Origin of the sequence: Roseibium sp. (genome assembly GCF_025698965.1) — a bacterium.
Lineage (GTDB): Bacteria > Pseudomonadota > Alphaproteobacteria > Rhizobiales > Stappiaceae > Roseibium.
The window spans coordinates 1-13,707 of sequence record NZ_JAILWL010000130.1; the positions used below are offsets into that span (position 1 = coordinate 1).

10 protein-coding genes, 1 tRNA gene, 1 pseudogene and 1 riboswitch are annotated in these 13,707 nt (G+C 55.9%); of the genes and pseudogenes, 7 read left to right on the plus strand and 5 right to left on the minus strand.

Annotation, left to right across the window (positions count from 1 at the left end; translation table 11 throughout):
* The first annotated feature begins 255 nt into the window (after positions 1-255).
* The 5 genes from K5905_RS12510 (at position 256) to K5905_RS12530 (ending at position 7,069) form a co-directional block, all read left to right on the plus strand.
* Positions 256-1,527, plus strand: coding sequence for an MFS transporter (locus K5905_RS12510; RefSeq protein WP_297584282.1), 1,272 nt, complete (start codon positions 256-258; stop codon positions 1,525-1,527).
* Between the two features lie 198 nt (positions 1,528-1,725).
* Complete coding sequence (locus tag K5905_RS12515; protein ID WP_297584284.1) at positions 1,726-3,018, plus strand: adenylosuccinate synthase; 1,293 nt, start codon at positions 1,726-1,728, stop codon at positions 3,016-3,018.
* Between the two features lie 257 nt (positions 3,019-3,275).
* Positions 3,276-5,018, plus strand: coding sequence for a hypothetical protein (locus K5905_RS12520; protein WP_297584285.1), 1,743 nt, complete (start codon positions 3,276-3,278; stop codon positions 5,016-5,018).
* Positions 5,019-5,095: 77 nt separating this feature from the next.
* Positions 5,096-5,202: riboswitch (TPP riboswitch) on the plus strand.
* Positions 5,203-5,349: 147 nt separating this feature from the next.
* The gene (locus K5905_RS12525) at positions 5,350-6,105 is read left to right on the plus strand and encodes an ABC transporter permease (protein WP_297584286.1); all 756 of its coding nucleotides are present in this window, start codon (positions 5,350-5,352) and stop codon (positions 6,103-6,105) included.
* 22 nt (positions 6,106-6,127) lie between these two features.
* On the plus strand, positions 6,128-7,069 hold the full coding sequence (locus K5905_RS12530) for an ABC transporter substrate-binding protein (RefSeq protein ID WP_297584287.1): 942 nt from the start codon (positions 6,128-6,130) through the stop codon (positions 7,067-7,069).
* Positions 7,070-7,097: 28 nt separating this feature from the next.
* Here K5905_RS12530 and K5905_RS12535 read toward each other — a convergent pair whose 3' ends face one another.
* From K5905_RS12535 to K5905_RS12545, 3 genes are all read right to left on the minus strand, one after another.
* Positions 7,098-9,317 (minus strand): CHASE2 domain-containing protein, encoded by a 2,220-nt coding sequence (locus K5905_RS12535; RefSeq protein WP_297584288.1) that lies wholly within the window; start codon positions 9,315-9,317, stop codon positions 7,098-7,100.
* Positions 9,318-9,491: 174 nt separating this feature from the next.
* Positions 9,492-10,379: an RNA polymerase sigma factor RpoH gene (gene rpoH / locus K5905_RS12540; protein WP_297584289.1), complete on the minus strand. Its 888-nt coding sequence runs from the start codon at positions 10,377-10,379 to the stop codon at positions 9,492-9,494.
* Positions 10,380-10,556: 177 nt separating this feature from the next.
* Positions 10,557-11,582 (minus strand): RluA family pseudouridine synthase, encoded by a 1,026-nt coding sequence (locus K5905_RS12545; RefSeq protein ID WP_297584290.1) that lies wholly within the window; start codon positions 11,580-11,582, stop codon positions 10,557-10,559.
* Here K5905_RS12545 and K5905_RS12550 point away from each other — a divergent pair.
* On the plus strand, positions 11,581-11,937 hold the full coding sequence (locus tag K5905_RS12550) for a hypothetical protein (RefSeq protein WP_297584292.1): 357 nt from the start codon (positions 11,581-11,583) through the stop codon (positions 11,935-11,937). The genes K5905_RS12545 and K5905_RS12550 overlap by 2 nt on opposite strands.
* 175 nt (positions 11,938-12,112) lie before the next feature.
* Positions 12,113-12,188, plus strand: a tRNA-Glu gene (locus K5905_RS12555).
* A gap of 94 nt (positions 12,189-12,282) precedes the next feature.
* Here K5905_RS12555 and K5905_RS12560 read toward each other — a convergent pair.
* Complete coding sequence (locus K5905_RS12560) at positions 12,283-13,065, minus strand: DeoR/GlpR family DNA-binding transcription regulator (RefSeq protein WP_297584294.1); 783 nt, start codon at positions 13,063-13,065, stop codon at positions 12,283-12,285.
* Between the two features lie 61 nt (positions 13,066-13,126).
* Positions 13,127-13,707: pseudogene (locus tag K5905_RS12565) on the minus strand (hypothetical protein); the annotation flags it as partial.

Sequence of the window (13,707 nt, forward strand, 5' to 3'; positions counted from 1 at the left end):
CAACTTTGGCGAACAAAAAAGATCCACCCCAGATTGCGCCCAGAACGATCAGCAAGATCCAGCTTTTAAGAGGCATTTTTCAATCCATCGCATTTGGGAAACAATGCTCTAACACGGGTGATGTGCCGGTAGACACCCGAAAACCGAGCGGGTGGCTTTTTGAATGAAACAGCTGGTCCGATGCCGGAATTGCAGGTAATGCTTTTGACTTCCGCAGTCTTGAAGCCGTTCCGGCTGTTCAGGAAGAAAGTTCCCATGACACAAGCTGGTCCATCCGTTGTAGGTCGATCCCTTGCTGGACGGCTTTACCCCTTGCTGATCGCAGCGGCCTGTCTGCTCGGAGCAAACGGTCTTGCCATGACCATGATTGCGGTTCGGGCGCGCGCGGAAGGATTGCCGGATGCAAGCATCGGTCTGCTCGGATCGCTGTATTATGCAGGAATGATCGCGGGGGTGTTGCTGACACCGTTTCTGATCGCGCGAGCCGGGCATATCCGGGTTTTTGCGGCGCTCGCGTCCGTCAGTGCGATCGCGATCCTTGCAATTGCATTTTCACCAGCCGGCTGGCCCTGGATGGTCGCAAGATTTGTCAGCGGCGCTGGTGCGTGTGGCACGGTCATGGTGTTGGAAAGCTGGCTGAACTCGATTGCCTCAAATTCTTCTCGCGGGCGCATTCTCTCGGTCTACCGGATTGTCGATCTGGCGGCAGTCATGGGCGGTCAGTTCATTCTGCCTGCATTTGGAGCGTCCGGTTCGGACATCTTGATGGTGCTGGCGGTTTTGTTCTGCTTCGCGCTTGTGCCGATTTCCCTGGCGCGTGAGGGAAATCCACCTGTGCCTCAAGCCAAGCTGATCAATCCAACACTGTTGTGGCGGGTTTCACCTGTCGCCATGGTGGGGATTTTCACCATCGGACTTACCAATGGCGCCTTCCGCATGGTCGGGCCCGTTTACGCCGAATCCATCGGGCTTGGGCTTGAGACGGTTGCTGCGTTCATCGCGATCTGGGTGCTTGCCGGCGCAATATTCCAATACCCGGCCGGGTGGGTTTCGGACCGGCTGGACCGGCGTCTTGTGCTGATTGCATTTACCATCGGTGCGGGATTGGCATGCCTTTTCATTGCCCGTTCGGCTAGTTCGTCTGAACTGTTTTTGGGTGTGTTCCTGTTTGGCGGTTTCGCGTTGCCGCTCTATTCCCTGTCGGCAGCTCACGCCAATGACCATGCCGAACCGGGGCAATTTGTCGATGTCGCGGCCGGTCTGATGCTGGCGTTTGGCAGCGGTGCGGTGATCGGACCCTTTATTGCGTCACTGCTGATGGGTATTTTCGGGCCGGCGGCGTTCTTTGTTTACACGGCCACGCTGCATCTTGCTCTGGTTCTTTTCATCATTGTGCGGATGCTGACACGTGAGGCAGTTCCGGCAGACCAGAGGCGTCGTTTTGTCTGGTTGCTCAGGACGTCACCCATGATCTACAAACTTGCACGGGGTGAAAAGGGCGACGAGAACGGCAAGCCGCCCAATTAAAGCCAAATACCGGGTTATAAGACCCAATAAAAGTGAACGGGCAGGTCATTTAATCATCGCGAAGACTCGCGTGAGCCGGGAAACCTGTCTATAGTCCGCGCCGTTTGCCCCGGTCAGGATGCCGGGGCTTGTCGTGTCGGCACGCCGGGGCTTGAGCCCGCAGGTGCGGAAAGCTGCTTTCAGGAGAGCAAAGATTATATGGCGAATGTGGTTGTTGTCGGTTCGCAATGGGGTGACGAAGGCAAAGGCAAGATTGTCGACTGGCTGTCTGAACAAGCCGATGTCATCGTAAGATTCCAAGGTGGGCACAACGCCGGGCATACGCTTGTTATTGACGGTGTCAGCTACAAGCTTTCCCTTCTGCCGTCAGGTGTTGCGCGCGAAGGCAAATTGTCGGTTATCGGCAATGGCGTTGTTCTGGACCCGCATGCGCTCGCCGAGGAAGTGGAGCGCCTGGGAAGCCAGGGTGTTGTAGTGACGCCGGAAACCCTGCGGGTTGCCGAGAATGTCACGCTGATCCTGTCATTGCACCGTGAACTCGACGCATTGCGCGAGAATTCCAACACGGGAACACGCATCGGCACCACCAAGCGGGGCATTGGCCCGGCTTACGAAGACAAGGTCGGCCGTCGCGCTGTCCGGCTTATGGACCTGAAAAACCTGACGACGCTGCCAGCGAAGATTGACCGTCTTCTGACGCATCACAATGCTCTGCGCCGCGGTCTTGGTCAGGAAGAGATTTCGGCTCAGGCGATTTACGATGAGCTTGCAAGCGTTGCCGACAAGGTTCTGCCTTACATGGATAAGGTCTGGTACCTGCTCGACGAACAGCGCCGACAGGGCAAGCGCATCCTGTTTGAAGGGGCCCAGGGCGCGCTTCTGGATATCGACCACGGCACTTACCCGTTCGTGACCTCTTCCAACACAGTTGCCGGTCAGGCGGCCACAGGCTGCGGGCTTGGTCCGGGGTCCGTCGACTACGTACTCGGCATCACCAAGGCCTATACAACGCGTGTGGGCGAAGGACCGTTCCCGACCGAACAGGAAAACGAAGTCGGTGAATTCCTGGGAACCCGCGGTCACGAATTTGGAACAGTAACAGGCCGTCGCCGTCGTTGTGGCTGGTTCGATGCTGTGCTTGTTCGTCAGACAGTCTGCACGTCCGGCATCAATGGTATTGCATTGACCAAACTCGATGTTCTCGACGGGCTTGACGAAATCAAGATCTGTATCGGTTACGAGCTTGATGGCGAACGGATCGATTATCTGCCGGCTTCGCAAGGCGCTCAGGAGCGTGTGGTTCCGATCTACGAATCGCTGCCGGGCTGGAAAGAGTCCACCGAAGGCGCCCGGACCTGGGCGGATCTTCCGGCTCAAGCCATCAAATATGTGCGTCACGTTGAAGAGCTGATCGGTGCACCGGTTGCTTTGTTGTCGACCAGTCCCGAGCGCGACGACACAATTCTTGTGCAGAATCCTTTCCAGGATTGAGATCCGAGGATTAAAAGGCTCAAACTGAGCCATGCGCGAGCGCGTTGCGAATCAAAATGCGCTCCGCTTGGATTTCGAGACACTCTTGTTAGTGTTGTTTGAAGAAACCATGGTGGGAAGAGAACTGTAAAGGTCGCCGTTGGCCAGGCATTTTTGAAGAATTGGCAATGACCTATAAAAACTTGCTATAAGCCTGAAAAAGTTTTGAAATCCCAGGCAAGCAAAATGAACTTTGCAGATGGCCGGTAGGCAGGAAGATGGCTGATTACTATTCAATTCTGAAGAAAACGATCGCGTCTTTGCCCGAAAGCAACGGTGCTGCCCGCAGAAGCGTGTACAGCCGGGCACGGAATGCCATTGTCAATCAGCTCAAAGCCTATGAGCCGCCGCTGTCTCCATCGGAAATCACCGCGGAACAGTTGAGGCTCGAAGAAGCGATTCGGAAAGTTGAAGCCGAAGCCGCCCGTGAAAGCCTTGGCCTTAGTCCCGCAGCGCCAAATGTGGACACACCTGCGCAGCCGGTTGAAGAACCCAAGGCGGCCGAATCAGAGCCTGAAAAACCGGAATCCGGGCCCGACGAGGATCCGGTATCGGCTTCCCCGCAGTCCCAGGAGCCTGAGGCTGAAGACAGCCCTGCATCTGAAGAGACAATCCCATCTCCGCTTAAGGATACTTTGTCCGAAGCTGAGACACTTGGAACGGCCGCCAATAAGGCGGTTCAAAATGCCAAGGATGCGGTTGAACCGGCGGATGAAACAGCGCCGCTAGAGGATACACCGCCGCGACAGGAACCTGTCTTTAATGACCCTAGGGCCGATGACAATGGCCTCTTCGAGCCGGTTTCGGAGACGGAGGCGCAGCCGGCGCCCGCAGCCGACACCGGTGCCAAGGAGCCTGAAACACCCGCAGCTGCACCAGAAAAGCCAGGTCGGGCCAAGGGCAAGCGGCCGAGTGCATCCGACGCGCTGCGTTCCGGTTCTTCATCGAACAAGGCAGTTCCGATCGCCATTGCGGCTGTTCTGGCTCTCCTGGTTGTCGGAGCAGGAGCGTATTTCTTCCTGTCTCCAGAAGATCAGGTCGCGGTCACGCAGCCGCAATCGAGCGAGACGGAAACAGCAACCACAGAACCTGTGACCAGCGATGTGACGGCAGAGACGTCTGAAACACCGGAAGATTCTTCAAAGAATACCGACCGGTTGCTGGACGATGGCGACAACGAAGTTGTTGCGCCGGATGCGCGAACTGTCACGACAACCACAATCGATCCGGAAACCCTGCAACCGGGATCTTCCGAACCTGCAATCGTGACAGGCGGCGAAAACGAACCAGCTTCCGGAGCACCTGCAACGTCTTCAAGCACCGGCGCGGAAACACCTTCCGCAGTGCCGGAAGGAAACCTCGCGGCAATTGCTCCGGAGGAAGCCGCACCGTCCGCACCGTCTGAGACCACTGAAAACGGCGTTCAGCGATCCATACTTTACGAGGAAGGCGAAGATGCCGGCGGCGCGGGCACCGCAGCTCAGGGCGCTGTTGCCTGGGATGTTGAAGAAGTCACCGACCTTGATGGGCAGGTTCAGGCAATCCTCAATGCTGTGGTCGAGATTCCTGAGAGGGATGTGAAGGTTGATATTCGTATCAAACCGAATGATGACACATCATTGCCGGCCAGTCATCTGGTTGAAATCACATATGAATTTCCTGACAGTTTTGCTGCCGGTGATGTCGTGAACGTGCCGGGTCTGGTTATGAAGCCTACGGAAGAAGCCCGCGGGGATGCGCTCATCGGCGCGTCTGTCAAGGTTTCTCCGGGTATCTTCTGGATTGCGCTCTCAAGCTTGCCCAATGAACAAGAACGCAATCTGGCATTGCTGCGCGAACGGGGCTGGATCGACATACCGATGCTTTATGAAAACGGCAAACGCGGCATCCTGACCCTTGAAAAGGGAAGTGCGGGGGCTGACGCTGTTGAAAAGGCCATCACCGCCTGGCAGGCCGGTTAACCAGCTGGCCATAAGATCCGGCTCAAAAGCCTAAGAAACTTCAGCTTGCGTTTTTAGTTCAAGCAAGGCATGTTCCGCCTTGGTCCGAGGGGTGTTCCGGTTTCCGGAGCTGAGATGGTGTTAATCCGAACCCTTAGAACCTGATCCGGGTCATGCCGGCGAAGGGACGGAATCCTTAGCCAATTCCCGGATCTCCATTGTCATTTTCGGCGTGTCCGAAGACGGGAGATCCTATGCGTTTACGTCTGCTCCGGCAGTGGTCTGTATTGTTGCAGAACCTGAATGCCGACATCGAAATCCTGATGGCGCCAACCCAGACCGGGAAGGTGTCATGAAGGCGTTGCTGATCATTTTCGGCAGGTTTCTTGTCGGTGCTGCATCCGTGTTGGGGGTCTGGGCACTGCTGGTTGCGGTATTTGAGCCACCAAGTTTCATGCTTCCCGGACCGATTGCTGTTTTCCAGACCTTTCCCGAACGCGCAGATTTTCTCCTGCATCATGCCGGGATAACCGCTTTTGAAACCATCGTAGGGTTTGCGCTCGGGGTTTTGTGCGGTGCGCTGGTTGCCGTTACGGTCTGGCTGTTTCCACTTGCTGGCCGCGTCATCATGCCGACCATCCTCGTCACCCAGGCTTTGCCGGTTTTTGCCATCGCACCGATTCTGGTTTTGTGGCTGGGCTTTGGCATGTCGTCGAAAATCGTCATGGCGATCCTGGTGATCTTCTTCACCGTCACATCCACGGTCTATGACGGCTTGCGGCGTCTTGATACGGGTCTTGTCGATCTGGCACGGCTTTACCGGGTTCCGCGCATCCGGGAACTTTGGGTGTTCCGCCTCCCGGCTGCTTTACCGGCCTTTGTTTCCGGCATTCGCGTTGCGGCTGTGTTTGCGCCGATTGGTGCGGTTGTCGGCGAATGGGCCGGAGCCAAGGGCGGACTTGCCTTCATCATGCTTCAGGCCAATGCCCGAGGAAATGCCGATGTTCTGTTTGCCGCAGTCATCCTGCTTGCCCTGATGGTGCTCGCGATGCGTTACGCCGTCGAATATCTCACCCGACTTCTTGTTCCCTGGCAGGCCGAATCCTGACTGCCAAATTCTGGAGGATTGAATGAAAAAAACACTCCTGTCCCTGACTGTTGCCGCTGGCATTTTGGCCAGTGCTCCGGCGCAGGCTGCAGAAAAACTGACTGTCCTGCTGGATTGGTTCACCAATCCGGATCATGCGCCGGTCATTACCGCTCAGACCAAGGGTTTTTTTGAAGCGGAAGGTTTGGATGTCGAGTTGATCGAGCCGGCTGACCCGGCAATGCCGCCGAAGCTTGTTGCCGCAGGACAGGGTGACATTGCGATTTCCTATCAGCCGACCCTTCATGCGCATATCGAGGAAGGTCTGCCGGTTGCGCGCATTGGTACACTGGTCGAAACACCGCTGAATTCGCTGATCGTGCTGAAAGACGGACCGATCAAGGACCTGAAGGATCTGAAGGGAAAAACAATCGGTTTTTCCGTTTCCGGATTTGAAGATGCGATGCTTGGCCAGATGTTGAAGTCGGTCAACCTGACCATGGACGACGTTGAACTGATCAACGTCAACTTCGCTCTTTCGCCGTCGCTGATGTCCGGCCAGGTTGATGCCGTGATCGGTGCCTATCGCAATTTTGAACTGACTCAAATTGCGATTGAAGGCAAGGAAGGCAAAGCCTTTTTCCCGGAAGAAAATGGCGTGCCGATCTTTGACGAACTGATCTATGTGGTGAACAAGGACAAGACCGATGATCCGCGTTTTGAAAAGTTCATGGCGGCAATCGAGGCGGCGACCATCTATCTGACCAACCATCCGGATGAGGCCTGGAATGCGTTTATCGAGGCCTATCCGCATTTGAATGACGAGCTCAACAGGCGGGCCTGGAAAGACACCTTGCCGCGCTTTGCCAAACGCCCCGCAGCTCTGGACGCCGGACGCTATCAGCGGTTTGCCGAGTTCATGGCTGAGGCCGGCCTGATCAGCAAAGTGGTTCCGGTCGATACCTACGCGGTCGAAATCCGTTGATCGCAGTCTGAAGACTTGAGCGGCGCCGTCATTGCGCGGCGCTGCTTTCTCCATGTGCGGCTTCAAGATCCCGCAGAATATCTTCAAAACGCCCGTAAAAGTCCATCAGCGAGGGTGCCAGGAGCTGCGCTGTCTCAAGTGCGCTGTGAGCATCCTGGAACTGTGAATTTTTGATCGCCAGCATTAATCGACTGTGCACGCCTTGCAGCTCTTTGAATTCCTTGGAATTTTTCAACGCCGTATCACCGAGGAGCGCATAAAGTTTCACTGGTTCGCTTTTGCCTTTGAGAGGAATTTCACCGGCTTCGAGATAGGCAAAATCCGGTGCTTCGTTGCGCGTATCTTCCGACACGAGGAGTTCGGCGCCAACTGCCTTGCAGCTTGATTCAATGCGTGAGGCAATGTTCACGGCATCTCCGATGACAGAATAGTTGAACCGCCGGGCCGAGCCCATGTTGCCGACACAAACCTCGCCACTGTTAAGCCCGATTCCGATCCTGACCGTCTGTGCTTTCAGATTCCGTGCCTTGAATCCGAATGCATCGCGGTCATTGAGCTTGTCGACCACTTTCAGCATGGTCAGTCCTGCCCGGCAGGCTTTTTCTGCGTGATCGGGAATGGAAAGCGGCGCGTTCCAGAACGCCATGATACTGTCACCGATGTATTTGTCGATTGTTCCCCCCTCTGCCTGAATGGCATCGGACAGCGGCGACAGAAGCGTGTTGAGGAAACTGACGAGTTCCTTGGGCGTAAGTTGTTCGGAGATGGGGGTGAAGCCGCGTATGTCCATGAACAGGATCGTCATCGGCCGGATTTCACCGCCGAGCGTGAGTTGGTCGGGAGTTTGCTCCAGTTGGGTGACGAGGTCCGGTGACAAATACTGACTGAACGCCTGCCGGACGAATTTCTTCTCCCGCTCCGTCAAAAAGAAAAGCAGCGAAGATGAAGCGGCAAACACCAGGAACGAGGTCACTGCAGGATAGAGAGGGTCAATCAGCAGGCCTTCGTACCAGAAGAGGTACAGAGAGCCCCCAACAAGCCCCGACACGATGACTGCTGCCAGAATGGCGGTGCCAAGGCTGCCAAGGGCCGGAAGCGCAAGGATGACGATGGCCCCGACAGCAAATGTGGCTATGACTTCCAGTCCGTTGGCCCAGTCAGGACGGGAGAGGAACTGTTCAAACAGCATCTGCTCAAGCGCTTGAGCGTGTATGGAGACGCCGGGAACCAGTTCTCCAAGGGAAGTTGCCCTGATATCTCTCAGTCCGGCAGCCGATGCACCGACGAGTACGATTTGCCCTTCAACATTCGAGGCAAGATCTGCGCGGTCAGCGGACGCGAACACCTTCTTTGCGGATAGATAACGGTCAGGATGATCGGGTGTGTAGTAGAGCCACAATTCGCCGGAGCCGGTGGTCGGGGTTTCGTAGGCACCGATCTTGACGGCAGTCACCGCGGGGTCGCCCGCTGCGGCTTCATTGCTGGCACCTGTGGCGCGGACAATCAGGCCTTTCGCCCCTTGAGCAATTCGCAAAGCCTCTGTTGTGAGGCTTGGGAACAGCGATTGACCGTCGCTCACGATCAGGGGCACACGCCGGACAACACCTTCCTGGTCATCCCGCGAGATCGAGATGGAGCCAATCCCGGCGGCGTTCTTTTGAAGAATATCAAGGCTTGCAACGGCAGCGGGAAAAGGAACCAGGAAGTCGGCAGGATTTTCGCCTGCGTAAGACATCCCGGCGGTTCTTCGGGGAAGGGTGCCGGTCGAGTGACTTGCCACGGCAAAGCCGATGACGGCGGGAGCCTCCGCGAGAACGGCCGCGAATTGCGTATCGTGATCCGGCAGAGACGAAAGAGTTGCCAGTAGATCGTCCGGCGCGGTTTTTTCAAGCGTATCGCGAAGCTGTGCCGGCGATGTTCGGTCAGGTTCGGAAAACACCATGTCGAAAACGATGGCCGCAGCCCCCAGATCGGTCAGAATCTGCACCATTTCCGCAAGCTTGGTGCGCGGCCAGGGCCATTGGCCGATTTCAGCAATCGATGCCTCATCAATGTCGACAATACGCACAGGAGCGGGTTCATAGTCCCGCGGTTTCAAGCGCTGATAATAATCGAAGGTGAGCTCGCGCATCGCCTTCAGAAATCCGGGATCCTCAAAACGCAATCCGGTCATGAAGGCCAGGACAATGCAGGCGACGACCGCAACGAGAATGCGTTTGGAAAACAGTGTTTTGAGAAACAGGCGCATAGGCTATCGGTCTTGTGTCAACAAGATCAGCCTAGTTTGCAGCCGGGGGCATCGCAAGTGGAGTTGGAATGCGGATTGAGGCAAACGGGTCCGAGAAGACTGGTTCGGGACACGCAAAAGAAAAACGCCGGGGTTTGGCTCCGGCGTTTTTAAGAAACCTGATCGTTTCTCGCGTCAGGCTACAGGTTGTTGGTCCATCGAGCGTGCGCTGTTGCGAACGGCTTTCTGCACCTTTTCAAATGCGCGTACTTCGATCTGACGGACGCGCTCCCGGCTGACACCGAATTCACCGGAAAGGTCTTCCAGGGTCATCGGATCTTCCGACAGACGGCGGGCTTCGAAAATGCGTCGTTCACGCTCGTTCAGAACATCCATCGCATCGCTCAAAAGCTTGCGACGCATGTCGAGTTCTTCCTGATTGGCAAGCAACGTTTCCTGACTGTCGCTTTCATCAACAAGCCAATCCTGCCATTCGCCGGCATCAGCTTCGGCGCGAACGGGTGCGTTGAGGCTGGCATCTCCGCCGAGGCGGCGGTTCATGGAAATCACTTCCTCCTCGGAAACACCGAGTCGCGTCGCAATTTCCTTCACCTGATCCGGCTTCAGATCACCTTCATCCAGTGCCTGGATCTTGCCTTTCAGGCGACGCAGATTGAAGAACAGACGTTTCTGGTTTGCCGTGGTCCCCATTTTCACAAGAGACCAGGACCGCAGAATGTATTCCTGAATGGCAGCCTTGATCCACCACATGGCGTAAGTCGCGAGCCTGAAACCCTTGTCCGGCTCAAAGCGCTTAACTGCCTGCATCAGACCAACATTGCCTTCCGAGACAACTTCGCCGATCGGCAGGCCATAACCACGGTATCCCATCGCAATTTTCGCAACGAGACGAAGATGGGAATTTACCAGGCGTTCCGCAGCTTCAGGGTCTTCATGCTCCTTGTAGCGCTTGGCGAGCATGTATTCTTCCTGCGGCTGCAGCATCGGAAACTTACGAATCTCATCCAGGTAACGGCTCAGGCCGCCTTCACCTGCGGTGAGTGTAGGTACGTTTTGGGCCATGGCATGCACCCCCTTTCGTAAAGTTTGCGTCCTTTTGCCCCCGATGCTCCGAATATTTACGCAAGCAAGACCTGTCAGGGGAAAGGCGGACGCAGAATAGTGTCCGTTTAGGCACACAAGAGTTTCTAATATAGGATGGAAATTGCCGATTACATGGCCAGAATAGGGAAACGCATCCTAAAATTTTTGTAATGCGGATAATAGTTTTGCAAAATCAGCAGGATAAGGGCTCTCAAAGCGCAAAGTTTTCCCATTTGCCGGGTGTTCAAATGCCAACAAACCCGCGTGAAGAGCCTGCCTGTTGAAGTCTTTTACCGCCCCTTTGAGAGGCTCTTCCAGGCGGTTGATCTTGGTTTTGAAACCTGACCCGTAGTCGTCGTCGCCTATCAGCGGATGACCAATGTGAGCCATGTGCACACGGATCTGATGCGTGCGACCGGTCTCCAGCCGACATTCCATCAATGATGCAAGCGCCGGTTCATCGGCGGAGCCGAACCGCTCCTTGACCTGCCAGTGGGTAATTGCGTGACGGCCGCTGGTCTTGACCACTGCAATCTTCTGGCGGTTTGCCTGAGAGCGGGCAAGATTCGCGTTGATTGTGCCCTTCAGGCTCGACGGCGCCCCCCAGACGAGAGCCGAATAGGCCCTTTCGAGCGGACCGGTGCGGCCATGGTCGGCAAATTGAGCGGCGAGGCCCTTGTGCGCCTGGTCCGTCTTCGCGACGACCAGCAGACCGGATGTGTCCTTGTCGATCCGGTGGACGATCCCAGGACGCTTGATGCCGCCAATTCCGGAAAGGCTGTCGCCGCAATGGTGGATGAGCGCATTGACCAGGGTGCCTGTCCAGTTTCCGGCTCCCGGATGGACAACAAGTCCGGCAGGTTTGTCGACGACAATGAGATGTTCGTCCTCATATACGACTGTTATCGGGATGTCCTCACCCTGAGGTTCGGGGTCTTCCGCTTCCGGTAAATTGAGGGTTAGTGCATCACCTTCATTGACCCGGTATTTCGGCTCCACTATTTTCGCGCCGCCGACGGTGACGTCTCCGGACTTGATCAAGGACTGGATCCTGTTGCGACTGAGCACATCCAGATGAGCCGCCAGTACGGCGTCCAGCCGTTTTCCGGCGTCGGCTTCGTCAACAGTTAAACTGAAATCCGAGTCCGGAGTGATCGGATTTTGATAGGAATTGTCTGTCATGTCACAACCTGATTACCGGGATGAAGGCCAGGAAGAAGCACCGCTCGATCCGGCTGCGCAACGCGTTCAGGCAAAATTGAAACGCCTGCTGCTCGGTTCGTCCCTGATCATGTTTGCCGGGTTTATCGCTGTCTTTGCAGCAATTCTCTACAAGATCAACACCTATGAAGCCGATCCATCAGAAGCTGTATTCGCCTCGTCGGTCGTTGTCGGACCGGATGCAGAGGTGATTCAGGCGACTTTGACCGATGGTGTTCTTTTGGTTCTGGTGCGGGAGGGCAGCAAGACGGCACTTCTTCGGGTTGACGCTGTAACCGGCAAACAGCTTAGCCGGACGGATTTCATTGCCCGCTAACGGCTTCAATGTCCCGCAGATATGGCCCGTCTTGCACATTTTGTTTTCCGGCACGCGATTCTGATGGGTTATGAACAGGCATGTGTCAAAAAAATGAAGAAAAGGGGTTGCGTCTTTAGCTACGCGGCCTTATACGCACGGACCTCGGCTTAAGGCAGATGCCTCGAAGCACCGCGCGCCCATCGTCTAGCGGTCTAGGACGCCGCCCTTTCACGGCGGAAACACGGGTTCGAGTCCCGTTGGGCGTGCCAATTCTCCCCAGGTTGTCAGTAGCTGTTTCCACAGCTCTGTCCACAAGACAGAGTTCGATTTACCTGGTTGAGGCACCGGTGGATCTGTTGCTGTTCAGTCCTGACTGGGAATTGTCTGCGGACCTGTCTCTATGAGATTGACTTCCGCCTCTTCAGCCACTTTCGCAAATCCCGGGTTGGGGCAGTGATCGGTTACGAATGTGCTGACCTGCGACAGATGTCCGACACGTACAGGCGCCGTTCGCTCGAACTTGGTGCTGTCCGCCGCCAGGATGACATGGCGGGCATTGTCCATGATTGTCTTCGTCACTTTCACTTCACGATAGTCATAGTCGAGCAGCGAACCATCCGGATCGATGGCCGAAGCTCCGATGACCGCAAAATCGACCTTGAACTGGCGCATGAAGTCGACAGCCGCTTCACCGACAATACCGCCGTCAGCGTGTCTGAGGACACCACCGGCAATCACAACCTCGATCTGGGAATAACCGCGCATCAAGCTTGCGACATTGATGTTGTTGGTGATGACCATCAGGCCGCGATGCTGCAAAAGCGCTTGCGCGACTGCCTCCGTCGTCGTGCCGATATTTATGAATATGGACGCATTGTCCGGAATGAGCGCGGCAACGCTCTCGCCGATGTCGGCTTTTTCCTTGCTGGAAATAATTCTGCGCGCTTCGTAGCCGACATTTTCGATGCCGGAGGAGAGCAGAGCACCACCATGGGTTCTGGCCAGGAGACGACGTTCGCAAAGTTCGTTCAAGTCCTTGCGGATTGTTTGAGGACTGACTTCGAAGCGTCTTGCAAGGTCATCAACGCTGACCCGCCCCAACTGCCGGGCAAGTTCCAGAATGGCATTATGGCGTTCAATCAGCATTTACCGCAGATCCATCAGACGTTTATCTATCCGTCTAAATGACCGCGACTGCGGTTGCAGATCAAGCCATAAGCTCCTTTTTTTGTTTCGAAGGTTTCGTTTCCGGTGCGGAATCAGTCGTCGGTGTCCCTTCAGTCTGTTCCGCCGCCGGGGCAGCATCCACGTCATCGGCTTCGATTGGAACATCGCTGCGGCTGGATGCGACGATGCGCCCGACAAGCGCTTCAGCGGCATTGGCGATTTCCGTGGACCTGAGGGTTGCCCGAGGTTCCGCACCAGCCGTGCTCTTTATTTCGGTTGCGGTGTCCTCAGTGGCAGGAACGGTGCTGCCATTGGCGTCTTCCGTCGTATTCGGAGAAGACGTGACGGGTTGAACCTCTTTCTCGTCAGGGAAGGAAGGCGAGGTGATCGGGGCACTGCCATTTGCGGCGGCCGGGACAGTCTGATCGGTGGTGTCTGTCCCCGACAGCTTGGCCGCCAGGGTTCGGAAGTCTTGGCGAAGCTGAACAAGTGCAGGAGCGTCTTCCAAATCCTTCTGCAACTTCTGCATTTCACCCGTCATGCGCTGCAGAGTTCGATCCCTGGTTTTCAGATCGTTCAGATGTTGGTTGTTTTCGCTGGTAAGCGCCTTAATCTGCCGGT